The 26,700-nt window shown below is 65.4% G+C and carries 25 protein-coding genes; 17 read left to right on the top strand and 8 right to left on the bottom strand.

Going from position 1 to position 26,700, the window contains the following annotated elements; translation table 11 throughout:
- Positions 1–163 precede the first annotated feature (163 nt).
- From GGR62_RS00920 to GGR62_RS00930, 3 genes are all read left to right on the top strand, one after another.
- Entirely contained in the window at positions 164–1,684 is a 1,521-nt protein-coding gene (locus GGR62_RS00920; RefSeq protein WP_184406015.1) for a fumarate hydratase, read from the top strand.
- A 166-nt stretch (positions 1,685–1,850) separates the two neighbouring features.
- Positions 1,851–2,486, top strand: a complete 636-nt coding sequence (locus GGR62_RS00925) for a glutathione S-transferase family protein (RefSeq protein WP_184406017.1) — start codon at positions 1,851–1,853, stop codon at positions 2,484–2,486.
- Positions 2,487–2,671: 185 nt separating this feature from the next.
- Entirely contained in the window at positions 2,672–3,310 is a 639-nt protein-coding gene (locus GGR62_RS00930; protein WP_184406313.1) for a carbonic anhydrase, read from the top strand.
- 227 nt (positions 3,311–3,537) lie between these two features.
- Here the strand turns inward: GGR62_RS00930 and GGR62_RS00935 are convergent, their stop codons facing one another.
- The 3 genes from GGR62_RS00935 to GGR62_RS00945 all read right to left on the bottom strand — a co-directional run bounded on the left by GGR62_RS00935 (position 3,538) and on the right by GGR62_RS00945 (position 6,834).
- On the bottom strand, positions 3,538–4,647 hold the full coding sequence (locus GGR62_RS00935; RefSeq protein WP_184406018.1) for a sterol desaturase family protein: 1,110 nt from the start codon (positions 4,645–4,647) through the stop codon (positions 3,538–3,540).
- A 380-nt stretch (positions 4,648–5,027) separates the two neighbouring features.
- Positions 5,028–6,161, bottom strand: coding sequence for a phospholipase A (locus GGR62_RS00940; protein WP_184406020.1), 1,134 nt, complete (start codon positions 6,159–6,161; stop codon positions 5,028–5,030).
- 187 nt (positions 6,162–6,348) lie between these two features.
- Positions 6,349–6,834, bottom strand: a complete 486-nt coding sequence (locus GGR62_RS00945) for a DUF456 domain-containing protein (RefSeq protein ID WP_184406022.1) — start codon at positions 6,832–6,834, stop codon at positions 6,349–6,351.
- A 227-nt stretch (positions 6,835–7,061) separates the two neighbouring features.
- Here GGR62_RS00945 and GGR62_RS00950 point away from each other — a divergent pair, with 227 nt between their 5' ends.
- A complete protein-coding gene (locus GGR62_RS00950; protein WP_003483561.1) occupies positions 7,062–7,277 on the top strand; it encodes a cold-shock protein in 216 nt (71 codons plus the stop codon).
- Between the two features lie 228 nt (positions 7,278–7,505).
- Here the strand turns inward: GGR62_RS00950 and GGR62_RS00955 are convergent, their stop codons facing one another.
- Together GGR62_RS00955 and GGR62_RS00960 are read right to left on the bottom strand one after the other, a co-directional pair.
- Complete coding sequence (locus GGR62_RS00955; RefSeq protein ID WP_184406024.1) at positions 7,506–7,988, bottom strand: glycine zipper 2TM domain-containing protein; 483 nt, start codon at positions 7,986–7,988, stop codon at positions 7,506–7,508.
- A gap of 165 nt (positions 7,989–8,153) precedes the next feature.
- Positions 8,154–8,582 carry a hypothetical protein gene (locus GGR62_RS00960; protein ID WP_184406026.1) on the bottom strand — a complete coding sequence of 143 codons (429 nt, stop codon included), beginning with the start codon at positions 8,580–8,582 and terminating at the stop codon, positions 8,154–8,156.
- A gap of 63 nt (positions 8,583–8,645) precedes the next feature.
- Between GGR62_RS00960 and GGR62_RS00965 the strand changes: the two genes are divergently transcribed.
- On the top strand, positions 8,646–9,476 hold the full coding sequence (locus GGR62_RS00965; RefSeq protein ID WP_184406028.1) for a tRNA threonylcarbamoyladenosine dehydratase: 831 nt from the start codon (positions 8,646–8,648) through the stop codon (positions 9,474–9,476).
- Positions 9,477–9,518: 42 nt separating this feature from the next.
- Here the strand turns inward: GGR62_RS00965 and GGR62_RS00970 are convergent, their stop codons facing one another.
- A complete protein-coding gene (locus GGR62_RS00970; RefSeq protein WP_184406030.1) occupies positions 9,519–10,286 on the bottom strand; it encodes a TatD family hydrolase in 768 nt (255 codons plus the stop codon).
- Entirely contained in the window at positions 10,286–10,501 is a 216-nt protein-coding gene (locus GGR62_RS00975; RefSeq protein WP_184406032.1) for a DUF6116 family protein, read from the bottom strand. Before GGR62_RS00975 ends, GGR62_RS00970 begins: the two co-directional genes overlap by 1 nt.
- Before the next feature lie 145 nt (positions 10,502–10,646).
- Between GGR62_RS00975 and GGR62_RS00980 the strand changes: the two genes are divergently transcribed.
- The 9 genes from GGR62_RS00980 (at position 10,647) to GGR62_RS01020 (ending at position 22,952) form a co-directional block, all read left to right on the top strand.
- A complete protein-coding gene (locus tag GGR62_RS00980) occupies positions 10,647–11,438 on the top strand; it encodes a glycine zipper 2TM domain-containing protein (protein ID WP_184406034.1) in 792 nt (263 codons plus the stop codon).
- A gap of 145 nt (positions 11,439–11,583) precedes the next feature.
- Positions 11,584–12,759, top strand: coding sequence for an acyl-CoA dehydrogenase family protein (locus GGR62_RS00985; RefSeq protein ID WP_184406036.1), 1,176 nt, complete (start codon positions 11,584–11,586; stop codon positions 12,757–12,759).
- Positions 12,760–12,844: 85 nt separating this feature from the next.
- Positions 12,845–15,388, top strand: a complete 2,544-nt coding sequence (locus GGR62_RS00990; protein WP_184406314.1) for a DUF3857 domain-containing transglutaminase family protein — start codon at positions 12,845–12,847, stop codon at positions 15,386–15,388.
- 145 nt (positions 15,389–15,533) lie between these two features.
- Positions 15,534–16,178 carry a glutathione S-transferase family protein gene (locus GGR62_RS00995; protein WP_184406038.1) on the top strand — a complete coding sequence of 215 codons (645 nt, stop codon included), beginning with the start codon at positions 15,534–15,536 and terminating at the stop codon, positions 16,176–16,178.
- A 31-nt stretch (positions 16,179–16,209) separates the two neighbouring features.
- On the top strand, positions 16,210–18,150 hold the full coding sequence (asnB, locus tag GGR62_RS01000; protein ID WP_184406040.1) for an asparagine synthase (glutamine-hydrolyzing): 1,941 nt from the start codon (positions 16,210–16,212) through the stop codon (positions 18,148–18,150).
- A 75-nt stretch (positions 18,151–18,225) separates the two neighbouring features.
- Positions 18,226–18,780 (top strand): NADPH-dependent FMN reductase, encoded by a 555-nt coding sequence (locus GGR62_RS01005; protein WP_184406041.1) that lies wholly within the window; start codon positions 18,226–18,228, stop codon positions 18,778–18,780.
- A gap of 222 nt (positions 18,781–19,002) precedes the next feature.
- The gene (locus GGR62_RS01010; protein ID WP_184406043.1) at positions 19,003–20,433 is read left to right on the top strand and encodes a replicative DNA helicase; all 1,431 of its coding nucleotides are present in this window, start codon (positions 19,003–19,005) and stop codon (positions 20,431–20,433) included.
- A 102-nt stretch (positions 20,434–20,535) separates the two neighbouring features.
- Positions 20,536–21,954, top strand: coding sequence for a deoxyribodipyrimidine photo-lyase (locus GGR62_RS01015; protein WP_184406045.1), 1,419 nt, complete (start codon positions 20,536–20,538; stop codon positions 21,952–21,954).
- Positions 21,955–22,226: 272 nt separating this feature from the next.
- Positions 22,227–22,952: an OmpA family protein gene (locus tag GGR62_RS01020; RefSeq protein ID WP_184406047.1), complete on the top strand. Its 726-nt coding sequence runs from the start codon at positions 22,227–22,229 to the stop codon at positions 22,950–22,952.
- A gap of 315 nt (positions 22,953–23,267) precedes the next feature.
- Here the strand turns inward: GGR62_RS01020 and GGR62_RS01025 are convergent, their stop codons facing one another.
- Positions 23,268–24,302, bottom strand: coding sequence for a LysR family transcriptional regulator (locus GGR62_RS01025; protein WP_184406049.1), 1,035 nt, complete (start codon positions 24,300–24,302; stop codon positions 23,268–23,270).
- A gap of 128 nt (positions 24,303–24,430) precedes the next feature.
- Between GGR62_RS01025 and GGR62_RS01030 the strand changes: the two genes are divergently transcribed.
- From GGR62_RS01030 to GGR62_RS01040, 3 genes are read left to right on the top strand one after another with little or no spacing between them, the layout of a single operon-like run.
- Positions 24,431–24,658 carry a hypothetical protein gene (locus tag GGR62_RS01030; protein ID WP_184406051.1) on the top strand — a complete coding sequence of 76 codons (228 nt, stop codon included), beginning with the start codon at positions 24,431–24,433 and terminating at the stop codon, positions 24,656–24,658.
- Positions 24,655–25,428 (top strand): SDR family oxidoreductase, encoded by a 774-nt coding sequence (locus tag GGR62_RS01035; RefSeq protein WP_184406053.1) that lies wholly within the window; start codon positions 24,655–24,657, stop codon positions 25,426–25,428. The genes GGR62_RS01030 and GGR62_RS01035 overlap by 4 nt, the downstream gene beginning before the upstream one ends.
- The gene (locus GGR62_RS01040) at positions 25,425–26,615 is read left to right on the top strand and encodes an efflux RND transporter periplasmic adaptor subunit (RefSeq protein WP_184406055.1); all 1,191 of its coding nucleotides are present in this window, start codon (positions 25,425–25,427) and stop codon (positions 26,613–26,615) included. Before GGR62_RS01035 ends, GGR62_RS01040 begins: the two co-directional genes overlap by 4 nt.
- The last annotated feature ends 85 nt before the right edge of the window (positions 26,616–26,700 follow it).

The following is a 26,700-nucleotide window of genomic DNA, read 5'->3' on the forward strand; positions in this document are numbered from 1 at the left end:
GCTTGCCAGGCAACGCGGTCGATGGCCTGCAGCGCGCCCGTGCCTCGTGCCGGCCCCGCGCGATCGGTTGCCCGATCAATCGCTTCGATTGACGCAACGCCCGGACACGCCTGAAGTTTCGACTAAAATGTCGGGATTGCCCCCGCCAGCCGTAGAGCCAGCCGTGACCTCGATCAAGCAGGAAGACCTCATCCAGTCCGTCGCCGATGCGCTGCAGTACATCAGCTACTACCACCCGGTCGACTACATCAAGAATCTGTCGGCCGCCTACGAGCGCGAAGAGTCGCCGGCCGCCAAGGACGCGATTGCACAGATCCTGATCAACTCGCGCATGTGCGCCGAGGGCCACCGCCCGATCTGCCAGGACACCGGCATCGTCACCGTGTTCCTCGAAATCGGCATGAACGTGCGTTGGGACGACGCGACCATGGGCGTGGAAGACATGGTCAACGAAGGCGTGCGTCGTGCCTACAACCATCCGAACAACAAGCTGCGCGCCAGCGTGCTGGCCGACCCGGCCGGCAAGCGCCATAACACCAAGGACAACACGCCGGCGGTGGTCAACACCAAGATCGTGCCGGGCGACCATCTTGACGTGATCGTCGCGGCCAAGGGTGGCGGTTCGGAAGCCAAGAGCAAGTTCGCGATGCTCAACCCGTCCGACTCCATCGTCGATTGGGTGCTCAAGACCGTGCCGACCATGGGCGCGGGCTGGTGCCCGCCGGGCATGCTCGGCATCGGCATCGGCGGCACTGCCGAAAAAGCCATGCTGCTGGCCAAGGAAGCGCTGATGGAGCCGATCGACATCGTCGACCTGCAGGCGCGCGGCGCCTCCAACCGGGCCGAGGAACTGCGCCTGGAGCTGTACGAAAAGGTCAACGCGCTAGGCATCGGCGCGCAGGGCCTGGGCGGCCTGACCACGGTGCTGGACATCAAGGTCAAGGACTATCCGACCCATGCCGCCAACCTGCCGGTGGCGCTGATTCCCAACTGCGCCGCCACCCGCCACGCGCATTTCACCCTGGACGGCAGCGGCCCGGTGATGCTGGACCCGCCGTCGCTGGAAGACTGGCCCAAGCTCACCTACAACCCGACCAACGCGCGCCGGGTGAATCTGGACACCATCACCCGCGAAGAAGTCGCCAGCTTCAAGCCGGGCGAAGTGGTGCTGCTCAACGGCAAGCTGCTGACCGGCCGCGATGCCGCGCACAAGCGCATGATCGACATGCTCAACAAGGGCGAAACCTTGCCGGTCGATTTCACCAACCGCTTCATCTACTACGTCGGACCGGTCGATCCGGTGCGCGACGAAGTGGTCGGCCCGGCCGGCCCGACCACTGCCACCCGCATGGACAAGTTCACCCGCCAGATGCTGGAACAGACCGGCCTGCTCGGCATGGTCGGCAAGTCCGAGCGCGGCGATGCGGCGATCGATGCGATCCGCGACAATAAGGCCGTCTATCTGATGGCCGTCGGCGGCTCGGCGTACCTGGTGTCCAAGGCGATCAAGGCCGCGCGCGTGCTGGCGTTCGAAGATCTGGGCATGGAGGCGATCTACGAATTCGAGGTCAAGGACATGCCGGTGACCGTGGCGGTGGATTCCACTGGCGAGTCGGTGCACAAGACCGGCCCGCGCGAATGGCAGTCGCGCATCGGCAAGATTCCGGTGGTGGTGGAAGCCTGATCCAACGCCATGTCGTCGCGAGAAAGCCGGTGCATCCTCCGGCTTTCTTTTTGTCGATGTGGCGTGCATTCCCGCCAGCCGTCTACGTGCCGAACATGGATGCAACGCTGCTGTTATCGCGCTGGAAGACCGCTGCCCCCCGGCACTCATTCGCACAGGACGTCTCATGTCGAACACGCTCTACCACACCCCCAGCACCGCAGCATTTGTCGTGCACTGGCTGCTGATCGAACTCGATATGCCGCACGTCCTGCACGCATTGGACTTCGAGCGCGCCGAGCAGAAATCGGCCGACTATCTGGCCCTCAATCCGGCCGGCGTGGTGCCGACGCTGGTGCTCGACGGACAGGTGCTGACCGAGGCGGCCGCGATCGTGTTGCACCTGGCTGACCTGCATCCGCAGGCCGGGCTGGCACCACCGCTCGGCGCGCCCGAGCGCGCCGCGTACTACAAGTGGATGTTCTTCTGCGCCAACACGCTGCAGCCGGCCTATCGCGCCTGGTTCTACCCGGGCGAGCCGGCGGGTGCCGAGCATGCCGATGCCGCGCAGGCGCAGGCACGCCACAAACTCGAAGCGGCCTGGAGCCAGGTCGATGCCCACCTGCAGGCCACTGGCCCGTACCTGCTGGGCCAGACCCTGTCGGCGGCCGACTTCATGCTCACCATGCTGATGCGCTGGTCGCGCAACATGCCGCGTCCGACCGATACCTGGCCGGCGCTGCAGGCGCATGCGCAGCGCATGAAGGCCCGGCCGGCGTTCCAGGAAACCTACCGCCGCGAAGGGCTGACGGACTGGACCTGAATTGTCCAGTGAGCGTGCGAGCAATGTTGAATCACTGCGCCGTGTAGCGATTTTCCGCGCCCGCTGCGGTGTACGATCGGCACACACTCAGAGCTCAGGGGGGCTCGTCCATGTCGCATTCCGCATCTCGTCGAAAACTGCTGCAATGCGCCTGCTGCGCGCCGATCGCGGCCGCTGCCGCGTCCCTGCCGTTGGCGGTACGCGCGGCACCGTCGAAGAAAACCGATTTGAATGCCGGCCAGGCATTGCAGGTTCTACGTGACGGCAATGCCGCGTTCGTCGAAAACCGCCCGAAGAAGGTGATTTCCGACAGCAGGCGCCGGTTGGAACTGGCGCTGGGTCAGACCCCGTTCGTGATCCTGGTGTCGTGCTCGGATTCGCGCGTGCCGCCGGAACTGCTGTTCGGTCGCGGCCTGGGTGAAATGTTCATCGTTCGCAATGCCGGCAACACCGTCGATACCACTGCGCTGGGGTCGATCGAATATGCGGTGAGTCAGCTCGGTGTTCCGCTGGTGGTGGTGATGGGCCACGAGAGTTGCGGCGCGGTGGCTGCAGCGGTATCGGTGGTGGAAAAGAACGCGTTTTACCCTGGCGCGATCGGCGCGATGATCGAGCCCATCGTGCCGGCGGTGCTGACCGCCAAGAGCCAGGGGGGCGAGGATCTGCTGGCCGCCTCGGTCAAGGCCAACGTCAAGCGCACCGTCGATCGTCTGCGTGCTGCCTCCGAACCTGCGCTGCTCGAACCGCTGCGCGCCGGCAATGTGCGCGTGGTCGGCGCGTATTACACGCTGAAAGACGGCAAAGTGGATTTCTTCGACGTCTGATTGGCGGATCGTTCGCCTCGGCGATGGCGCCGGCCAGTGCCTGCGCCATCGGCAAGATGCACATCGACGCCTTTGCCATGCGTCCATCTGCTGCGACGTGTTTCTAAACGCCGGTTAGTCCGTGGTTACTGCATGGTTGGTGCGCGTACGGATAAGGTGGCGCGCTCACTGTGCGCCAGTCGGCAGATCATGCTGCGTGCAATCGCTTCATCGCCACTGCGACGGAGTCAATCGACATAATCGTCGAAGGTCTTGCGCCGACGGAATGGCATCAGATGCTGGCGCATCAACCCCTTGGGCACCGTTTCCAGTTTCATCACGCCGTACTCCTGCGGCCAGGCGTCGCGATCCGGCGGCAGCTTGAACGTACCCATCAGCATGTCCACCAACGGAAGATGGATGGCGTAATTGACGTCGATATAGTCCTGCTGGCGCGCATGGTGCCAATGGTGATAACGCGGCAACACCAGGACATATTCCAGCCAGCCGAAACGCAGGCCGAGATTGGAATGCGCAAGCACTGCCTGCAGGCCGACCAGAATCACGTAGGCGTTGACTGCCGGTGTCGAGAAGCCAAGGATCAGCAGCGGCAACAACACCGCGCTACGGGTCAACACGATTTCCACGAAATGGATGCGCGACCCCGCCAGCCAATCCATTTCGCGGCTGGAATGGTGCACCGCGTGGAAGCGCCAGAGCCAGGGAATGTTGTGGTATGCCCGGTGCAGCGATGCCTGCGCCATGTCGGCGACGAACACGGCGATCAGGAACTGTGCCCACACCGGCATGGATTGGATTGCCGCTTTCAGCGATGGAAATGCGGCCAGTCCGGCGATGCTTCCGGTGGAGGCGGTGACCAGGATGAGGATGAACTGCACCAGCACATGGCTCATGAAAAAATAGCCGATATCGGTGCGCCAGCCCGGGCGCAACGGCGAAATGCGGCGCTTGCCCAGATAGCGTTCCAGCGGCACGAAGACCAGTGCCGAGAAAAACAGCGAGATGACAAACCAGTCCAGGCCGAGCGAGTAGGGCGTGCGGCCGATCGTATCCAACTGCACGTTGGTGCCGCCAAACAGGACCGCCAGCGTTGCGCTGCCCACGCCGACCAGGGCGATGCGCTTGTTGCGGTCGCGCAGGATGGCAAAGGTGCCCAGCAAAAACGCAGCGACCAATCCCACCAGAAGTAGATGACGGGCGAATTGCTCGTTGTAGGCTGCGCGGAATTCGCGGCTGGTCAACAGGTCGGGGAAGTGGAAGCACACCACGCCCAGGAGACTGAGCACGCCGAGCAGCGCGGAAGCGTAGGCGAAGAAGGAGCGATGCGGGCGGGCCATTGGACGTCCTGTCGGCGGGGATGGCCTGTTCGGCCGTGTACGGGAGGTGATGCCGTCATGCTCCCAGTCCGCGTGCCCGGCCGCAAGCGTTTTGCAACGAAACCGCCTGCGCCGGCTAACGTGGCCAGCAGGCCACCGGCCAACGCGACGACGCCACCCGCGCGACTGCCAGGCGTGTCATCGACGGCCTGGCGGGTGGCGACTTGCATGGCGAGTACGAGTCAGGCCGATGTCGCCGCTGCGTTGCATCGCGATTGGCGTGGTGCATGCCACAGCGGATTTCGGTCGCGCATGCAGGCGGGCAGCGCAATAGCCGGCGCAGCCCTTTCAGAGGCGGCGGCAACTGGCCGGCAAGCCGTCGGCCAGTGCACGACGAGCGCTTAGAACCACTCCAGCAACGAGACGCCCAGGCCGATATAGGTGGCCCTGTGGTTGTAGTCGATCAGGCTTTCGCCGTAGCCGTCGAACACCTGCACATGGCCGCGCAGCAGGTTGGTGATCGGGAAGCCGTAATCCAGCTGCAGCGAGCCGTGCGAGCGGTCGCCGCCGCGCAGCGAATGCCGCGCGATCAACGCCCACTCGTGGCCGTCCTTGTTGTAGACCAGGGTGGCGTCGCCGCGGCCCATGTAATCCTCGATATCGGGATTATTGTCGTCGACGCGGTCTTCCTTGATGCGGAACCACGGACGCAGCGTCAACGCCCAGTTCTCGCGATCCAGCCCGACATTGAGGATGACCCGGTTCCAGGACCGCGACAACGGATCTTCGCGGCCGTTGGACATGTGATTGATGCTGATGCCGCTCATGCGGCCCTTCCAGCCGAACAGGCTGTAGTTGTTGCGGAACACCAGCATCGCTTCCGGCTCGTAATTGGTCTCGCGGAACGGGCGCGAGGCATCGGCGTTGTAGGCCTGCCAGCGCGAACTCTGGGTGTAGCCCATCCAGATGTCGCCGTTGTCGCCGAACACATCCTCGACCACCTTGGTCTTGAAGCTGAGCTGGAACTTGAGCTCGGTGCTGTCCAGTTGTTGCGGCGTGGACACCGAGTTGGCCGGGTTCGGCGACTGCGGGGTGCGGTTGGAGTTGCTGGTCCAGAACGCCGGCAACAGATACACCGGCTTATAGCCGCGCAGCTGGAACGTGCCCAGCTTGGAATCCTTGGCCAGCTCCCAGCGGCGATCCAGCAGCGAGCCACGGCCGGCGTTGGCGACCGCCTCGGCCTTGGGTTGGTCCTGGCCATCGGCGCGGAAGAAATCGCCGACGCGGCTGCTCGTGCGCTTGTCCTGCGGCTGGGCGTCCTTCTGCTTGGCCATCTGCGCGGCGGCGTCGGCCTCGGCAGTCAGTTGCGGCGTATGGCCCAGTGCCTGGTCGTAGCAGGCAAGGCGCGCGGCATCGGAGGTGACCGAGGTGCAGGCTTGCGGCGATGCCGGGGTCGGTGCGATTTCCTGCGCATGCGCCAGCGGTGCGGCCGCCAGTGCAATCAACATCAAGGGGCGGGTACGGTGTCTGGACATGGGCAGTGTGGTCGATGGTGAAAGCGCCAGGCCGGCGCAGAGATGCGAAGCTTAACGGCCGCGTCTGCATGCGCAATGTGTACACGCCGGCATAACATCCGATCGGGGGATGGCCCCCAGCTGGACTGGTTGGCGAGCGTGTGCCGCCGCACCGATAGCGCGGCGCGATCCGGCCGCGGTCAGGGCGCTAGAAAAACCAGGCGATCGCAAACACGCCGAGCATGCACAGGCCCAGCGCCAGCTTGGTCGCGGTGCCGAGCATGATGCCCAGCCAGGTACCGATGCCGACCTTGGTCGCCTGGCCGGTTTTACGGGTCTGGTGGTACTCGCCGATCCATGCGCCGGCAAACGGGCCGACAAACAGGCCGATGGGCATAAAGAAGATGCCGACGATGGCGCCGATCACCGACCCCCACAACGCCAGCTTGCTGGCACCCACGCGCTGCGCCCCGTACAGGGTTGCCAGAAAATCGACCACGAACGACAGCGCGGTGATCACGCCCAGGACCACCAGCGGAATCCAGCCGACATGGTTGAAGCCATCGGCCCACGCGGCCACCAGCAAGCCCGCCAATACCAAGGGCAAGCCGGGCAAGGCCGGCAGCACGACGCCGGCCAGGCCAACCAGCACCAGCGCACCAGCCAGGACGTAATAGACAACGGTTGTATCCATGATGGTTCAGAAGTGTCCTGTTTCGGCCTTGACAAAATTCGAAAAGGCTGCTTGAAAATTGGTTTTTTGCGGGTTAAGTTGCTGCCGCTGCTGTTTGCAAAGGTCACCGCGAATCGTGGCCTGATGCGGTAGATCGCTCGATCCGCTACATCCTTGTACCTCGCTTCCTCCTTGCAATCACAGCGACCACCGCCAGTCCATCACAGTGTCGTAGGGAGTCAGTCGAGATGTCCAACATCGAGCGCGAGAATGGTGTCGTGAAGTGGTTCAACGATGCCAAGGGGTTTGGATTCATCAGTCGCGAAAACGGGGAGGACGTGTTCGTCCATTTCCGCGCGATCCAGATCCAGGGATTCAAAAGTCTCAAGGAAGGTCAGAAGGTCAGCTTCACCGTCGTGCAAGGCCAGAAAGGCCTGCAGGCCGATGCAGTCCAGGTGGTCTGAGCCGCGCAAACGCGGTATTGCGCCAGGCAGGCAGCAGAAAGGCCCGTTTCCGGGCCTTTCTGCTGTTTCACGCGACGAGCCGCATTGCCGACGGCATGTGGCCGGAGACTGCGGGCAGGTCAGACAGCACGGAAAACCGCACTGCACGACATGTGCATGCCAATCCCGGCACCGACAGCGCCTGCCTGGTGGCGAGCGATGTCGGTGCTGCTGCCTTGCGTGATTGGATCAGCGCAGCACGACCTTGCCATTGACCACGCGCACGTAGGCGTTTTCGCGCACGCCGGCCAGGTCGCGCTGGTTCACCACGATGACGCGGCCATCATCCATGCGCACCTGCACATCGAAGCTGTCGCTGGTGACGTTGTTCTGGATCGCGTTGCCTGCCAGCGCGCCGGCGGCCGCACCGGCCACCGCCGAGACGTTCTTGTTGCCCTTACTGCCGCCGGTTTCCTTGGAAATCTGGCGGCCGGCGACTGCGCCAACGATGCCGCCGAGCACCGCGCCGGTGCCGGTGGGCGCGCTACGGGTCGGGCCCACTTCATCGATGCGGGTGACGATGCCGCAATCCACGCAGCGTGGTGCCTGTTGCGGGCTGCCCTGGTCGTATCCACGGTCGCCGCGATAGCTGCCGTATTGGGGCTGCGAGGTGGCGCAGCCGACCAGGGTGACGGTGGCAGCCAGGCCGATGACGAGCAGTCGGGTTTTCATGGAGTCTCTCCGGGTGTTCAAAAAAGCGGTCGGGGCCGCGGCGACGTCATCCTGTAACGCGCTGGGTGAACGGCCTGCCAACTGGATCACTCCAGGCTTAACGAAAACCGCACGACATATTTACCGAGGCCATCTGCTGCCTTTCGCGCGCAGTGGGGCGAGCGGTCAACGAAATTCGCGATGACAGGCCTCACAGGCCTCGGAAATGCGGTTTTTTTCGCCTGCGGTCGCTGCGCAATCCGTCAGCGGCGTCTGCTGGGCCTGTTCCAGCACTGCGCGCAGCGCCTGGGCATGGGCGATGAAGCGGCGGTCCTCACCAATATTAGGAAAGGCCGGTTCCAATTCGTCGGCCAACAGGCGCAGCGACTGCAGTCGCGCCCGCTGCGTGGGCGGTTTGCAGGCGCTGCTGGTTGCCGGCTGCAGCGCGCGCAGCTGGTAGGCCATCACCTGCATCAGGCTATCGGGCACCGGGTCGCGTCTGGCCTGCAGCACGCGCGCCACCATGACGGTGGTCACCAGCCCGATCAACAGACCCAGCACCAGCATGAAGGCGTAGCGGGTCGCACGTGATTGCCTGGGAGGCGTGGCTGGCATAGATGCTGGTTCCGGAATGATGCGTCTTGGTGAACGCGCGGGTGGCGCGCGTAAAATAGGCCGATGAAAGCACAATGGCGTGAACGTTTTGCCGGGATCGACCGGCTGTATGGAGTCGGCACGGTGGAGCGGCTGTCGGTCTGCCGCGTGGCGGTGGTCGGGATGGGCGGTGTGGGCTCGTGGGTGGTCGAGGCGCTGGCGCGGACCGGCGTCGGGCATCTCCGCCTGATCGATGCCGACGACCTGTGCGTGTCCAACACCAATCGGCAATTGCCGGCGCTGGCGGGGCAGTACGGACGCAACAAGGCGCGCGCGATGGCCGAGCGCTGTGTGGCGATCAATCCGGAAATCGACGCCGACGCGGTGGAGTCGTTTCTCACTGCCGGCAATATCGAAAGCCTGCTCGGCGACGACTTCGACCTGGTCATCGATGCATGCGACAGTTTCCGGGTGAAAGTGGAAACCATCGCATGGTGCCGTCGGCGCAAGTTGCCGTTGTTGACCGTCGGCGCTGCCGGTGGCCGGACCGATCCCACCCTGGTGCGGGTGCGCGATGTTTCGCGCACCGAGCATGATGCGATGCTGGCGCTGATCCGCAAGAAGCTGCGCAGCGAGTTCAACTTCCCCAAGAATCCGCAGCGCTACTTCGGCGTGCCGGCGGTGTATTCGCTGGAGAACGTCAAATATCCGCAGGCCGACGGCAGTGTCTGCGGCATTCGCCCGCAACTGGATGCCGATGCCACGCTCAAGCTGGACTGCGGGGCAGGGCTGGGCGCTGCCACGCACATCACCGGCACGTTTGCGTTTGTCGCGGTGGGCAAGGCGCTGGAGATGCTGCTCAAGCCCAAGGCCGCCGTCGCCGGGCCGGCGGCCGAGGTTGCTGCGGCGTCGTAAGTCCTGTGCGTGACGTTGCCTGGTGCGACGCCGCGTAGTGAATCAGGCCGCCAGGCCAAATAACCGCTCCGCGTTGGCGCTGGTCTGCGCGGCGATGTCGGCAGCGGCCTGGTTGCGGAGGTGCGCGATGCAGTCCAGCACGGTGGTCAGGCGCACCGGCTCGTTGCGTTGCCCGCGAATGGCCGCGTCGGGTTGATCGGGCGCATCCGTTTCCAGCAACAGGTGTTGCAGCGGCATCGTCGCCACCAGTCCGCGCAGACGATTGGCGCGCGGGTAGGTCACCGGGCCGCCGAGGCCGATCAGAAAGTCCAGTTTCCACAATTGCTGCGCCTGTTCGGGACTGCCGGCAAAGCTGTGCACCACTCCGCGCAGGCCGCCGACTGCCTTGATGCGGGCGATCACTTCTTCGGTGGCGCGGCGCGCGTGCACGATCAGCGGCAGGTCGAAATGCTTGGCCAACTGCAACTGGCCATCGAAATAGTCGCGCTGCGCGCGCGCATCCAGCCCGTCCAGATAGAAGTCCAGTCCGCATTCGCCGATGGCGCAGGGGCGCTCGCGCTCGATCCACTCGGCCAGCAGGTCCAGGTGCGCGGGGCGGTGTTGATCGAGAAAGATCGGGTGCAGCCCGTAGGCCGGATGCAGGCCCGGCGCCTGCCTGCACACCTCGCGCAGGCCAGGCCAGCTCGCGGCAGTGATCGCCGGAACCACCTGCCGGGTAATGCCGGCCGCCTGCGCGCGTGCGATCACCGCAGCGCGGTCGTGGTCGAACTCGCCGGCATCCAGATGGCAGTGGCTGTCGATCAGTTGCATCAATCGCGGCGAACCGGTGCGGGCAGCGGCGCCTTGCGCGTCTTCCAATTGGCCAGCAACAGCGTGGTCAGGCCGAACAGCAATTCGTCCAGGAACGGAATCGGGTCCGGGATCACCAGATCCACCAGAAACAGCGCTGCGGCCAGCTTGAAAAGCGTCGGATAGCGCAGCTTGCCGGCCCACTCCAGGGCGCGCGAGGTAAGAGGATTTCGCATGCGAATGCTCCGGCTGTTAGAGATCCATGAAGTAACCGCTAGCTGAACTTAACCGCCGCGTTCATGAGCGAGGGCGTTTTTGTTCAGGGTTCCCGTGCTGGAATCAGCGCCGTCAACAACGCGGCGCGTCCGCAGGGAGCTGGTCATGAAGAGCAACACGACAACTATACTGGTCGCCGCCGGTGCCTTGCTGGTCGGAGGCGTGGCCACTGCCGCTTTCATGAACAACCGTCCATCGTCCGGTGATTTCGTGGCCAATGGCGAGCCCGCACCGCGGGGTCTGGAATACGCCGATGTGGTCAAGGTGGCGCCGATCAGCCAGCGCGAACCGCAGTACGCGCAGGTCGTCAACAGCGCTGCCATTCGCGAAACCACCACCAGCTCCTCGCCGCGCGAGGTCTGCCGCGACGTGGTGGTGCAGGAGCGCCTTCCCGAGCGCGACGGCAATGTCGGCGGCACCGTGGCCGGCGCTGTGATTGGCGGCCTGATCGGTAACCAGGTCGGCGGCGGCAATGGCCGCAAGCTGGCGACCGCGGCCGGCGCCGTGGGTGGCGGCCTGATCGGTAACCGTGTGGACCGCAACCATGTCGGCGGTCGCGTGGTCGATCGCACCGAGCGCCAGTGCCATACCGAAAACGCCAACTCGCAGTCCTCGCGTGTGGTCGGCTACGACGTGACCTACCGCAATGCCGATGGCACCACCGGCACCATGCGCATGGACAGCAAGCCGGGCGAGCGCATCTCGCTGGGCGATGCCGATAACGTGGTGGCTTACGACGTGACCTATCGCTACGACGGCTTCGAGAAGACCGTGCGCATGAATGACAAGCCGGCCAGCGATCGCCTGCCGGTGGTCGATGGTCAGCTGGTGACGCAGACCGCTTCCACCGCCGGTGACCGGGGTGTACGCGTGGAGACGGGCAGCACGCGGCAGTAAAACGCTGGCGGCCGTCCGTCACAGGATCGCTGCGATAGCAGAAAAGAGCCGGCATTGCCGGCTCTTTTCGTTGGTGGGTCCGGCGCGCGGCGATGCGGCGCCATGGTGGGCCGGCAACTGACGGATAATCGCCGCTTCTCCTGGAGTGGAAGCCGACATGCCGCTGCGTCCCGATGATCTGTTCGATGTCCGCGCGCTGCTCACCGACGAGGAACGGGCGGTGCAGGACGCCGTGGCGCGCTTCACCGACACGCGGGTGCTGCCGGCGATCGGGGATGCCTTCGATGCGGGGCGCTTCCCGCGCGAGTGGGTGCCGGAACTGGCGGAGCTGGGGCTGCTGGGCGCCAGCCTGCCGGTCTGCGATGGCGGTGCGGGATTGGGAGCGGTCGCCTACGGGCTGATCTGCCAGGAGCTGGAGCGCGGCGACAGTGGCCTGCGCAGTTTCGTCAGCGTGCAGTCCTCGTTGTGCATGTATCCCATCCATGCCTACGGCAGCGACGAACAGCGTCAGCGCTGGTTGCCGGAGATGGCCGCCGGCCGGTTGATCGGCTGCTTCGGCCTGAGCGAGGCGCAAGGCGGCTCGGATCCGGCGGCGATGACCACGCGCGCCGTGCGCGAGGGCGATGGCTGGCGCTTGAATGGCGCCAAGATGTGGATCACCAACGGCAGCATTGCCGGCATTGCGATCATCTGGGCGCATACCGACGACGGGGTGTGCGGTTTTCTGGTGGACACGGGTAGCGCCGGTTTCAGTGCGCAGGACATTGCGCACAAGATGAGCCTGCGCGCCTCGGTGACGTCCGGCCTGTTCCTGGACAACGTGTACGTGCCGGAGCAGATGCGGCTGCCGAACGCGGCCGGCTTGAAGGCGCCGCTGGGCTGCCTCAACCAGGCGCGCTACGGCATCGCCTGGGGCGCGATCGGTGCGGCGGTGGCCTGCCTGCGTGAAGCGCTGGCCTATAGCGGGCAGCGCATGCTGTTCGGCCGGCCGCTGGCGGCCACGCAAAGCGCCCAGATCAAACTGGCCGATATGGCGCGGCGGATTTCCACCGCGCAACTGCTCGCGCTGCAACTCGGGCGCTTGAAGGATGCCGGCACGCTGCGGCCGGAACAGATTTCGCTGGCAAAGTGGAATAATTGCCGCATGGCGCTGGACGTGGCGCGCGAGTGCCGCGATCTGCTGGGCGCAGCCGGCATCACCACCGAGCATGTGGCGATCCGGCACGCGCTGAACCTGGAGTCGGTGATCACCTACGAGGGCACCGAGACCGTGCACCAGTTGGTCGTGGGACGTGCACTGACCGGACTCAATGCATTCTAACGAGGAGTGGGTGTTGATCAGCAAGGATGTGACGCGACGCCTGCGGGGCGTCTTCCGGGCGATATGCGTGCTGGTTGGCACCGCCCTGGTGATTGCGCCGGCGCAGGCCGACGAAGCGCCGAGCATGGCGCCGGCGCCGGCCTGGGTGATCGCCGATGCGGTGCCGGGCAACGTGCCGGGCGCCAGCGGACTGCGCTATGAGCTGGTGTCCGATCAGGTCGATCTGACCGGCCACGCGCCGCAGGCGTATCGCCGCCTCAGCTACACCGTGCAGCGCGCAAAAAGCCTGGACGAAGCCGGGCAGATTTCCATCGATTACCAGCCGCAGTACCAGCGCCTCGAACTCAACAGCCTGGACGTCTGGCGCGATGGCAAGCGCATCGACATGCGCAAACAGGCGCACTACGCCAAGTTGCGCCGCGAAAGCGGGCTGGAAGATGGCCTGATCGATGGCGCGCTGACGCTGTCGATCACCTTGCCGGATCTGCGCGTGGGCGACCGGGTCGACTATGGCGTGACCATCACCGGCAGCAATCCGGTGTTCGGCAAGGGCTATTACGACGTGTTCGATGCGCGCTATGGCGTACCGCTGGGCGAGCGCCGGGTGCGCGTGCGTCATCCAGCCGCCATGGGGCTGCAGTGGCGGGTGAGCGCGCCGGGCTTCAGCCGCAACGTCAGCCGTGTCGGTGATGTGGCGACGTTGGACATCGCAGCGCACAACCTCGCCGCCGTGCAGGAAGAAAAGGGCGCGCCGCCCGATGTCGATCCGTATGGCTTGATCGAAGTCTCCACTGCCGGCAACTGGGAAACGGTGGCGGCGTGGGCAGCGCAACTGTATCCACGCGGGTTCAAGGACGCGCGCATTGCCGAGCGCATGGTGCAGAGCCTGCAACTGCGCAGCGACGACCGGCAGGGCGCCCTGCTGCGTGCTGTGGCATTCGTGCAGGGCGAGATCCGCTACGTCGGTCTGGACATGGGCGAGAACTCGCATGCGCCGCATACGCCGGAAGTGACGCTGCGCAACCGCTACGGCGACTGCAAGGACAAGGCGACGCTGTTGATCGCGCTGCTGCAGCTGGCCGGCATCCGTGCCGAGCCGGTGTTGGTCAGCAGCGACAGTGGGCACGGGCTGGAGAATCGCTTGCCCAGCCCGTACGCGTTCGATCATGTGGTGGTGCGCGCGCATCTGCCGCAGGGCGAGGTGTGGGTGGATGCCACCCGCGACCGCGAAGACGGCCCGCTTGCGCAACGCCGGCCGCTGCCATTCGTGCGCGGACTGCCGGTGCTGGCCGGGCAGACCGAGCTGGTGGCAGTGCCATCGCCGATGCCGACGCTGCCGCAGATCGAAGTGAACGAGGACGTGGTGATCGCGTTGCGTCAACCGCAGCGCCTGGCCACCTTCAGCGTGGACACGGCCTATCGCCAGGGACGTGGCGAACGCGTGGCGGCCAGTTTCGAGAACGATGGTGCGCAGGCGGTAGGCGAGCGCTATCTGGAGTTCATGCAGCAGTACTACTCCGCGCTGACCCAGGTCGCCGTGCCCACCATCGACGATGCCAATGCGCTGGATGTGCGGACGCACGAGGCCTACCGGTTGGAGTGGCCGGCGCGGGAGGGCGACGAGATCGGCTTCCCGCTGTTCCAGCTCGGCGACTGGATGGACGCCTTGCCCAAGGAAGCGCGCAAGGGGCCATTGGCATTGCGCGGCCCGCAGCTGGCGCGTCAGACCGTGCGGGTGCAGACCGATCCGGTGATCCGGGTGGACGCGGACACGCAAACGGTGGTCAATCCGTGGTTCCGGCTCTCGCGCACGGTCTCCATGCAGGACGGGCGCATCGTCATCGTGGGCGAGTGGCAACGGTTCGCCGACCGCATTCCGGCCAGCGACGTGAAGCGTGCGGCGGCCGACATGGAGCGCGCACGCGACCTGCTGTACTTCACGCACGACTTCAAGCCGCAGCGCCGCAACGCGCCAGCCAACTGGCGTGCGCTGGGCTATCCGGTTGCCGGGCTGGCTGCGTTGATCGTCTTGGTGCTGGCGTGTCTGCTCTGGTGGCGCGGCGGTGGGTTGGGCGGGATGCTGTTCGATCCGCACGGCGTGGCGCAGCGCATGCACCAGCAGGCCGGTCTACGCTGGAGCGCGTGGGCAGTGTTCGGCCTGATCGTGGTGCTGTCGTCGTGGATGGGCGTGCATCCGGGGCCGCTGTGGCTGCTATCCATTGCGGCGGTGGTGATGCTGGCGATCGCGCTGTGCGGTTGCGCGCTGCTTCAGCAGCTGTTGCGCTGGATGGGCAGCGCGACGCGGTTCGGCCAGCTGTTGCCGGCGCTGCTGGGCAGCGCCTTGCCGTGGCTGGTCTGCCTGCTGGCGGGGCTGGTTGCAGTGGGCGGCGATCTGGCCGTACTGCAGACCGGCGTGCGCGATCCTGTACGCGTGGCAAAGCTGGTCATGTATGTACTGCTGATGCTGCTGGGTGGGCTGTGGTGGTCGGTGTGTGCGGTGCAGGCGGTGGCTGGCGTGGCCGCTTGCAGGCGAGCCTATGCGTTTGGCGCGCTGGCATTGACGGTGTCGGGGCTGTGCGTGTTGATCGTCGTGCTGGGCGTGCCGGTGGGCGTGCTGGTGACACGCTGACGCAACGCGCTGCATGGCCCGGGCTCGCAGGGCAGTGCAGCGCACACGACCGCATCGCCTTGCAACCGAATCGGCGCAGGGCTTTGCAAAGACACGCCGTGCTGTGACACTGCCAGCCCCTGTGTATTGCCGTGGAGCCAGCTTGATGTCGACCGTGCGTCCCCCGTTGACCGTCCATGGCATGTCCAGTTCCGGCAATTGCTACAAGGTGCGTCTGCTGCTGGAGCAACTGGGTAGCCGCTATCACTGGGTGGAGGTCGACAGCGCGGCGGGGCAGACCCGCACGCCCGAGTATCTGATGAAAAATCCCAACGGCAAGGTGCCGATGGTGGAGCGCGACGACGGCCGCGTGCTGACCGAATCCAACGCGATCCTGTTCTGGCTGGCCGAAGGCACGCCGTATCTGCCCACCGATGCGTGGCAGCGCGCGCAGGCATTGAGCTGGATGTTCTTCGAGCAATACAGCCATGAGCCGTATGTGGCGGTGGCGCGTTTCATCAGCCTGTGGACACCGCGCGATGCAGCGCGCCGCTCCGAACTGCCGCAATTGCGCGTCCGTGGCGAGCAGGCGCTGGCGGTGATGGAGCAGCATCTGCAGCAACATGCCTGGTTCACCGGCAACGACTACGGCATTGCCGACATCGCGCTGTTTGCGTACACGCATTGCGCCGAAGACGGCGGCTTCGATCTGGAACGCTGGCCGGCGATCGGTGCATGGTTGCAACGCGTGCAGAGCTTGCCCGGTTTCATCGCGATGCCGGCGCCTGCGTCCACCTCGGTGAGCGCGTGAGCGGCATGCGCAGTCTGCAGGGGTACTGACGATGTGCGGATTGGCAGGACTGTTGCTGGCCACGCCACGCCTGCATGGCGAACAACTCGATGCCTTGGTGCGGCCGATGGGCGCAGCCCTGCGCCACCGCGGTCCAGACGATGCCGGCACCTGGTGCGATGCGCAGGCCGGGGTGGCGCTGGCGCACCAGCGCTTGAGCATTCTGGACCTGTCGCCGCTCGGCCATCAGCCGATGCGCTCGGCCGACGGACGCTACGTGCTGGCCTACAACGGCGAGATCTACAACTTCGCGCAGCTGCGTGCGGCCTTGTCCGCGCTCGGGCACCGCTTCCGTGGTCACTCCGATACCGAAGTGCTGTTGGCGGCGGTGGTGGAGTGGGGGCTGGACGACACCCTGACCCGCTGCAACGGCATGTTCGCGCTTGCGCTGTGGGACGAGCGCGACAACTGCCTGTTCCTGGCCCGCGACCGCGTCGGCAAGAAGCCGCTGTACTACGGTTGGGCCGGCGACACGCTGGTGTTCGGTTCCGAACTCAAGGCGTTGTGGCAGCACCCGGATTTCGACAACGGCGTCGATCGCAATGCGTTGACCTTGCTGCTGCGGCTGGGCTACATCCCGGCGCCGGCCTGCATCCATGAGCACACCTTCAAGCTGATGCCCGGGCGCGTGTTGCGGATGGATGCGCAAACCGTGGCGGCAGGTGCGGCAGCGCACCGTCCCGACCAGGCGCAACAGCCGTTCTGGAACGCACGCGAAGCGATGCAGCGCGCCCTGGCAGCGCCGTTTACCGGCAGTGACGCGCAGGCCGAAGAACAGCTCGATGGCGTGCTGCGCGATGCGGTGGCGCTGCGCATGGTGGCCGACGTGCCGGTGGGCGTGTTCCTGTCCGGCGGCACCGACTCGTCCATCGTCACCGCGATGATGCAGGCGCAGAGCAGCCAGCCGGTGCACACTTTCAGCATCGGATTCGAGGGCTCGCACCACGACGAAGCGCCGCTGGCGCGCGAAGTGGCCACCCATCTGCACACCGATCACACCGAGCTGTATGTCAGCGGTGCCGATGCGCTGGCGGTGGTGCCGAGCCTGCCGGACATGTTCGACGAACCCTTCGCCGATGCCTCGCAAGTGCCGACCGCATTGGTCGCGCGGCTGGCGCGTGGCGGAGTGACGGTGGCGCTGTCCGGCGACGGTGGCGACGAGTTGTTCTTCGGCTACGGCCGTTACCAGCGTGCGCTGCGCAACTGGCGCATGCACGGGTTGGTACCGGGGCCGCTACGCAAGCTGATGGCGGTGGCAGCGCGCCGTAATGGCGAGTCCTCGCGCACCGGCGGCCTTGCGGCCCTGGTGGCCGAAGCCGGCGCACGTGGCATCGGCGATATCTACCGCAACCGTATTTCGCGCTGGCGCGATCCGGCCGCGGTGGTGCTGGGCGCGACCGAACCGGACAGTTTCTACAGCCTGGCCGACCCGCTGCATGGCTCCGGTACGCCGGCCGACGCGATGATGCTGGCCGACTTCGCGGCGTATCTGCCCGACGATCTGCTGTGCAAGGTGGATCGCACCACCATGGCGGTGGGGCTGGAAGCGCGCGCGCCGTTGCTGGACTGGCGGGTAGCCGAGTTCGCCTGGTCGCTGCCGTTGTCGCTGAAGTACCGCGACGGGGTCAGCAAGTACCTGCTCAAGCGCGTGCTGTGCCGCTATCTGCCCGAGCCGATGGTCTACCGTGGCAAGCGCGGCTTCGGTGCGCCGGTCAGCGCGTGGTTGCGCGGCGATCTGCACGGCTGGGCCGACGATTTGCTGGCGCATGCCACGCTGGAGCGCGACGGCGTGTTCGCCGCCGACACCGTGGCCGGACTATGGCGGGACTTCAACGGCGGCGAACGCAAATGGCATACGCATCTGTGGACGGTGCTGATGTTCCAGGCCTGGCAGGCGCACTGGCGCACGCAACGCGCCGCGATCGGCCGCTGAGGCGGCCGCGCTTCACCGGGTGTGAGCGCCAGGCTGACTAGAGTCGGGCGCTGATTTCCCCAATGGAGCGTTCCCATGAGCAAGATCACCATCGCCGTGCTGGTCGGCAGCCTGCGTGCAGCGTCGTATAACCGTCAGCTGGCGCGCGCGCTGGAACATCTGGCCGGCGACAAGGCCGTGTTCGACTACGTGGAGATCGGCGACATCCCGCTGTACAACCAGGACCGCGACGGCGACTACCCGGCAGAAGGCACGCGGCTGAAGCAGCAGATCCGGGCGGCGGACGCGGTGCTGTTCGTGACCCCCGAATACAACCGCTCGATCCCCGGCGTGCTCAAGAACGCTCTCGATACCGGCTCGCGCCCCTACGGCGACAGCGCCTTTGCCGGCAAGCCGGCGGCGGTGGTCGGTATCTCGGTCGGGGCGATCGGCACCGCCACCGCGCAGCAGCATCTGCGCAACGTGCTGGCGTATCTGGACATGCAGGTGCTCGGTCAGCCGGAAGTCTTCCTGCAGTACAAGGACGGCCTGTTCGGCGCCGACGATCAGGTCGCCAACGCCGACAGCCGGAAGTTCCTGCAGGGCTTTGTCGACAAGTTCCTGGGTTTGATCGCGCACAGCAAGCGCTGAGTTGATCACAGCGGCGGTCCACCCGGTAGCCTATGCCGGGTGGGCCTGGCCATGTCGCGCAAAACTAGACAGGTCAAGGGTCTCGGTCGCTGCGACGGCCGCCGGGTAGAACGGTGATACACCGGCTGTCCACCAGTTATCCACAGAGTTGTGCATGGTCGTCGGCGGCGCCGATGACTATGCTTCCTGCCTTCGTCTCCCTCGCGTCAGGTCTGTTTGTCCATGTCCGCTCGTCCTGGTTTCCGTTCCAAGCGCAATCGTGATCGCGACGACGACGATTACGATCGTCCCGAGCCGCGTCTTGATCAGCTGCGGGTGCCGCCGCATTCGGTCGAGGCCGAGCAGGCCGTGCTCGGTGGATTGATGTTGGCGCCGGATGCGTTCGATCGGGTCAACGACCAGCTGACCGACAACGATTTCTATCGCCGCGATCACCGGTTGATCTACCGTGCGATTCGCGAACTGAACGAGAAAGACCGTCCCTTCGATGCGGTGACCCTGGGCGAGTGGTTCGAGTCGCAGGGCAAGCTGGAACAGGTCGGCGATGGCGCGTACCTGATCGAACTGGCCAGCACCACGCCCTCGGCCGCCAATATCGCCGCCTACGCGGAGATCGTGCGCGACAAGGCGGTGTTGCGGCAGCTGATCGAAGTGGGCACCACCATCGTCAACGATGGCTTCCAGCCGGAAGGCCGCGAGAGCGTGGAGTTGCTGGCATCTGCGGAAAAAGCAGTGTTCAAGATCGCCGAAGCCGGCGCGCGCGGGCGCACCGATTTCGTGGCGATGCCGGGCGCGTTGAAGGACGCGTTCGAAGAGCTGCGCAACCGTTTCGAAAACGGCGGCAACATCACCGGCCTGCCCACCGGCTATACCGACTTCGATGCGATGACCGCCGGCCTGCAGCCGACCGACCTGATCATCCTGGCCGCGCGTCCGGCGATGGGCAAGACCACGCTGGCGCTCAACATCGCCGAATACGCCGCGATCAAGTCCAAGAAGGGCGTGGCGGTGTTTTCGATGGAAATGTCGGCATCGCAGCTGGCGATGCGTCTGATCTCCTCCAACGGTCGCATCAACGCGCAGCGTCTGCGTACCGGTGCGCTGGAAGATGAGGATTGGGCGCGTGTGACCGGCGCGATCAAGATGCTGAAAGAAACCAAGATCTTCATCGACGATACGCCGGGCGTGTCGCCGGAAGTGCTGCGTTCCAAGTGCCGCCGGCTCAAGCGCGAACACGACCTGGGCCTGATCGTCATCGACTACCTGCAGCTGATGTCGGTGCCGGGTAACAGCGAAAACCGCGCGACCGAAATTTCGGAAATCTCGCGTGGTCTCAAGGGTCTGGCCAAGGAACTCAACGTGCCGGTGATTGCGCTGTCGCAGCTCAACCGCTCGCTGGAAACCCGTACCGACAAGCGCCCGGTGATGGCCGACCTGCGCGAATCCGGCGCGATCGAGCAGGACGCGGACATGATCGTCTTCATCTACCGCGACGACTACTACAACAAGGAAAATTCGCCGGACAAGGGCCTGGCCGAGATCATCATCGGCAAGCACCGCGGCGGACCGACCGGTTCGTGCAAGCTCAAATTCTTCGGCGAATACACCCGTTTCGATAATCTTGCGCACGACTCGGTGGGCAGTTTCGAGTAAGCATCGTCCACGCTGCCGGGCGACACATGCTCGCTCCGGCATCGCGCCATCGTTGCAGCGGCTGGCTTATCCTGCGCGCCTCACTGCCGCTGCCGAGCTTGTATGTCATACGCCATCGTCTGGTTCCGTCGCGATCTGCGCCTGGAAGACAACCCGGCCTTGCGTGCTGCGCTGGATGCCGGGCACGACCCGATTCCGTTGTACATCGATGCGCCGCACGAAGAAGGCGAGTGGACCCCGGGCGCCGCATCGCGCAGCTGGCGGCATCGCTCGCTCGCCGCGCTCGATGCGGCGTTGCGTGCGCTCGGCAGTGGCCTTGTCATTCGCGCCGGCAACAGTGCGCAGGTGCTGGACGCGGTAATCGCCCAGACCAACGCGGTAGCGGTGTACTGGAACCGCAAGTACGAGCCAGCCACGCAGCCGCGCGATGCGCAGATCAAACGCACATTGCGCGAGCGCGGTATCGAGGTGCAGAGCTGCAACTCCGCACTGATGTTCGAGCCCTGGCAGTTGTCGACGCAGCAGGGCGGTCCGTACAAGGTGTTCACCCCGTTCTGGCGTAATGCGCTCACCCAGCTGCACCTGCCTGCTGCCGTGCCGGCACCGCGCAGCCTGCCGCCGTTGCCTGCGCAATTGAACACCGCTGCGCTGGACACGCTCGGATTGCTGCCGACGCTGGACTGGGATCGTGGCTTCTGGGAGCACTGGCAGCCCGGCGAGGCCGGCGCGCACGAGATGCTGGAGATCTTCATCGATGGTGCGCTGTCCGGTTATCGCGAAAACCGCGATCGGCCCGACCGGGTCGGCACCTCGCAGTTATCGCCGCATCTGCACTTCGGCGAGATCGCCCCGTGGCGGATCGCCAGCACGCTGGAAGCCAATCGCAACGCACGCAACGCTGCGGAGATCGACGGTTATATCCGCCAACTGGGCTGGCGCGATTTTGCCTATCACCTGTTGCATCACTTTCCCGACACCACCAACCGGAATCTCAACCCGCGCTTCGAAGGTTTCGACTGGGCCAAGGTGGACCCGGTCGCATTCCAGGCCTGGCAGCGCGGCCACACCGGCATTCCGATCGTCGATGCCGGCATGCGCCAGCTCTGGCAGACCGGCTGGATGCACAACCGCGTGCGCATGATCGTGGCCAGCCTGTTGTGCAAGCATTTGCGCGTGCACTGGGTCGAGGGTGCACGCTGGTTCTGGGACACGCTGGTGGATGCGGATCTGGCCAACAACACGATGGGGTGGCAGTGGGTCGCTGGTACCGGTGCAGATGCCGCGCCGTATTTTCGCGTGTTCAATCCGGTCACCCAGGCAGAGAAGTTCGATCCGCAGGCGAGCTACATCACGCGCTGGGTGCCGGAACTCGGCAAGCTCGCGGTGAAGGAACGGTTTGCCCCGTGGTTGCATCCGCTGTCGCTGGCACGCTTGGCGCCGGAGTACCCGCGCATGCCGATCATCGGCCTGGCCGAAGGCCGCGATGCGGCGTTGGCGGCGTATGCGAAAACGCGTGGATAGCCGCGTGGCGCAAGCACATGCGCGTTCCAACGCGCTGTGCGTTCGGCGTTCGACCTGCAGACCTCGGTGTTGGTAGCAGGTGTGCGTGCTGTCTCGCTGCATCCGGAAATCGCAGGCAAGGTTTCAAGTCACGCTCGACCGAAAGCGTTTTCCTGAATGCAGCACTAGCCGCATGGGCGCTGCGGTGAGTTTCATCATGCGCCAGTCGCGTTGGCCTGTTTATCCTCGCCGTCACGATTGAATGCCGGATCGTCCGGCCATAGGAGAACACCATGTCCCCAGCAGCCACCAAGAGCCTTGCCGTTGCCCTGGCCAGCGCCATCGCGTTGTCCGCCTGCGCCACCGGCGGCTCGTATGTGCAGCGCGACCAGTACGGCGACCAGACGCAACAGCAGAACCGCACTGGCCGCAATGCGCTGATCGGCACTGCCATCGGTGTGGCTGCAGGCTTGCTGACCGGCGACAGCGCCACCGAGCGTCGCCAGCATGCGATGGTGGGTGCAGGCATCGGCGCGCTGAGCGGCGCGGCGGTCGGCCAGTACCAGGATCGTCAGGAACGCGCGTTGCGCGAGCGCACCGCCAATACCGGTATCGACGTGCAGCGCCAGGGCGACAACATCACCTTGAACCTGCCGGACGGCATCACCTTCGACTTCGGTAAGTCTGCATTGAAGCCGCAGTTCTATGGTGCGCTCAACGGCGTGGCCTCCACCTTGCGCGAGTACAACCAGACCATGGTGGAAGTGGTCGGGCATACCGACAGTGTCGGCAGCGACGAGGTCAATCAGCGCCTGTCCGAGGAGCGTGCGGGCGCAGTTGCGCAGTATCTGACCGCACAGGGCGTGCAGCGCGAGCGTATGGAAACCATGGGCGCCGGCAAGCGTTACCCGATTGCCGACAACAGCACAGACGCCGGCCGTGCACAGAACCGCCGCGTGGAAATTCGTTTGATTCCATTGCGTGCCGAGGGTGCGGCCAATAGCACCGGTATGCGCTGAGTCGTGTCGCGCGATGCAATGCGCTGAGAGTGTGTGGCTAGCGCACTGATGGTGCAGCAATAGAAAAAAGGCCGCAAAAGCGGCCTTTTTTCTGTGTGAAACGCGCCCTCATCCGCCCTTCGGGCACCTTCTCCCGGGGCGGGAGAAGGGAGGGTATCTGAGCGGGATAAGGTTGCGTGTGCGTTCCAGCATGAAAGCCTGGTCTTTAGCGTGGTCAATCATCGCAAGTGACACTTAGCCTTATCCGCACTCCGGCACCTTCTCCCCGCAGCAGAAAGATGGCATCGCCGACCATCGCCGGGACGCCCTGCAGCGCTACGCAGTGACATTTTCCAGGATGCGCTTGCCTTCGGCGCGCAATGTCGCCTCCGCTCCGACCTCGACCTTTGCATCGTTGACCGCCTTCTGCTCGGCCAGGCGCGCTGGGCATTGCGCCATCATGTAGTCGGCGTCGAAATTCATCCGCGTCACCAGGAAGTCCACGAAGGCGCGCACCTTCGGCGAGACCAGGCGGCCGCCGGCGAACACCGCATTGAAATCCACTTCCGGTCCCGTCCAACCGGCCAGTACGCGACGCACCAGGCCCGATTGCACGAAGGGTTTGGCCATCACATCGCCGGTCAGCAGCAACCCTTCGCCGCACAGCACTGCGCCGTTGAACGCGGCCGGGTCGTTGGCCACCATCAGCGGGTTGACCGGGAAATCGCGCACGTCGCTGCCGTCGCTGAGCGACCAGAAGAAACGGTTGTTGTGCACGTTGCGGTTCTTGCGCAGTGCCAGGGTGCGGTGGAATTGCAGCTCGTCCGGATGCAGCGGTTCGCCATAGCGTTCGATATAGGACGGGCTGGCGAACACCTGGGTGCGCAGGCTGCCGAGCTTGCGCGCCACCAGGTTGGAATCGGGTAGGGCACCGACGCGCAGCGCCAGATCCGCTTCGCCGCCGATCAGGTCCAGCTTCTCGTTGCCCAGATGCATATCCAGCTGGATTTCCGGGTATTGCGCGTGGAATTCGCCCAGCAACGGTGCGATCCAGGTGATGCCCAGCGAATACGGCACGGTGAAGCGCAACCAGCCGCGTGGGCCGGACTGCAACTGTCCGACCGCGCTTTCGGCTTCTTCGAGTTCGCGCGCGATGCGTTGGCAATGCTCGTGATACACCGAGCCGGCTTCGGTCAGGCCGATGCGACGGGTGGTTCGGTGCAGCAGACGCGCGCCCAACCGGGTTTCCAGTTCCTGCACCTTGCGGCTGACGGTGGTCTTGGGCAGGCCGAGCGCATTGGCGGCAGCGATGAAACTGCCTTGTTCGACCACCTTGACGAAGATCAGGGTGTCGTTGAGATCGTGAGTCATTGGGTGGCTTCCGCAGGTCAGGAGGGATTAGACCGCTTACGGGACGATTATTCCCCTAAATCAGGACTAATCAAGTGCTGCTTTGAGGCCTAGCTTATGCGGCATCCCCTCCATGCAGGAGCACGGCCATGTGGTTGTGCAATGTGTTCGGCGTGTCTTCCAGTGCGCGTAGCGCCATCGAAAGTGCTTTCGACCCAGTGATTCCCACGGGCAGAAGCCCGCGTGCCAACGTGCCGCGGGCGTTTGCCACCTCGCCGAAGCGGCAGGCCGGCGGTGCGCCAACGCAGCGGACTGGACTGCAACGGCGCTGGATGCAGCGCGGAATTGTCCCGATGTCGGGAGTGAAAGTCCCATGATTGGGATGGTCCAATCCGAGACAGTCGTCCTTGGCGGCGCGGGCAACGTGGGCGCCGGCATCGTCGCTGCGCTGCTCGATGCCGGCCTGCCGGTGCTGGTGATTGGACGCGATGCCGCCAAGCTCGGCGCGTTGCGCGCCCGGCATGGCGATTGCCCGCTGTTGGAAACCTTGCAAGGCTCGGTGGCCGACGATGCCGCAGCCCGGGCACTGGCTGCCGAACTGGCGCAGCGCCCACGGCCGCTGGGAGCGGTGATCGCCAGTCTGGGCAGCCCGCTCAAGGCCGGACGCCTGCTGGACCGCCCGATCAGCGCGCTGCGCCGACGCCTGGAACGCGACGTGCTGCCGCATCTGGCGGCCGCGCGTCATCTGATGCCGTTGCTGGCCGAAGCCGATGGCGGCGGTCGCTATCTATTGCTCGGCAGCCCGTGCGCGCTGCGTGCCTGGTCGGCGCATGGCGACATGTCGGTTGCGGCGGCGGCCACCCGCATGCTCGCCCAGGTACTGCACGAAGAAGCCAAGCCACTGGGCATTCGCGTGCAGCTGTTGTCGGTCGAGCAGCCGGTGTGTACGCCCGGCCGGGCCAAGGACGCATGTCCGGAATGGATTCGCGCCGTGGATGTCGGCCGCGCCGCTGTCTCCCTGATCGCCGGGCCTGGCCAGCCCGGACAAGCCATCGTGACCGTCAGCCGTCGTCCGCAGGCCGCTCCGTCGGCGGACCGCCTGGCCGGTCTGCAGTTTCCCATCCCCACCCGAGAGATTTCCCCATGATCCCGAACGCCACCCCGTTCCGTTTTTCCTTACGTACTGTGTTGACGGGCGCCGTCCTCGCGGTCGTGCTGGCCGGTTGCGGCAGCCAGGCTGCCGAAACCGGCGCACCGCCACCGCCCAGCGTCAGCGTCGCTCCGGTGCTGAGCAAGGACATCAGCCAGTGGGACGAATTCAGCGGCCGCATCGAGCCGGTACAAAGCGTCGAGCTGCGCCCGCGCGTGTCCGGCTATATCGAGCAGGTCAACTACGTCGAAGGCGCCGAAGTGAAGAAGGGCGACGTGCTCTTCAGCATCGACGACCGTAGCTACCGCGCAGAATTCGCCCGCGCCAACGCAGCGCTGGCGCGGGCGCGCACGCAGTCCACGCTGGCCCGCAGCGAAGCGGCGCGCGCACGCAAGTTGTCCGAGCAGCAGGCCATTTCGACCGAGACCTGGGAGCAGCGTCGCGCTGCCGCCGATCAGGCCGACGCCGATCTGCTGGCCGCACAGGCCGCGCTGGATACCGCCAGGCTCAACCTGGACTGGACCCGCGTACGCGCACCGATCGACGGCCGCGCCGGACGTGCGATGGTCACCGCCGGCAATCTGGTCACCGCCAGCGACAGCGCCAGCGTGCTGACCACGCTGGTCTCGCTGGACAAGGTGTTCGTCTACTTCGATGCCGACGAAGGCACCTTCCTGCGCTATTCGCAGATGGCCCGCAACGGCGAGCGTCCGGATGCGCGCGGTGGCGAGTTGCCGGTGCGCATCGGCCTGGTCGGCGAGCAGGGCTTCCCGCACACCGGGCGCGTGGATTTCCTGGATAACCAGGTGACCCGCAGCACCGGCACCATCCGCGTGCGCGCAGTGCTGGACAACGCGCAACGGCAGTTCACGCCGGGCCTGTATGCGCACGTGCAACTGCTGGGCAGCGGCCAGTTCAAGGCCATGCTGGTCGACGAAAAGGCCGTGCTGACTGACCAGGACCGCAAGTACGTGTACGTGGTCGACAAGGACGGCAAGGCGCAGCGGCGCGATGTGGAGCTCGGCCGCAATGCCGATGGTCTGCGCATCGTGCGCAAGGGGCTGGCCGTTGGCGACCGCGTGGTGGTCGACGGTGTGCAGAAGATCTTCATGCCCGGCATGCCGGTCGATGCCAAGACCGTGGCCATGGCCGCTGCACCGGACAAACGCACCGCCTCGAACTGATTCATCGCTGCATCGCGCCCACGACCGCCGGCCTTCCTGGAGGGCCGGTTCGGGGCCGCTGTGCCGCGCCGCCACGGCGGCAACC

Source organism: Xanthomonas sp. 3075, from assembly GCF_014197275.1.
Classification (GTDB): Bacteria; Pseudomonadota; Gammaproteobacteria; order Xanthomonadales; family Xanthomonadaceae; genus Xanthomonas; species Xanthomonas campestris_B.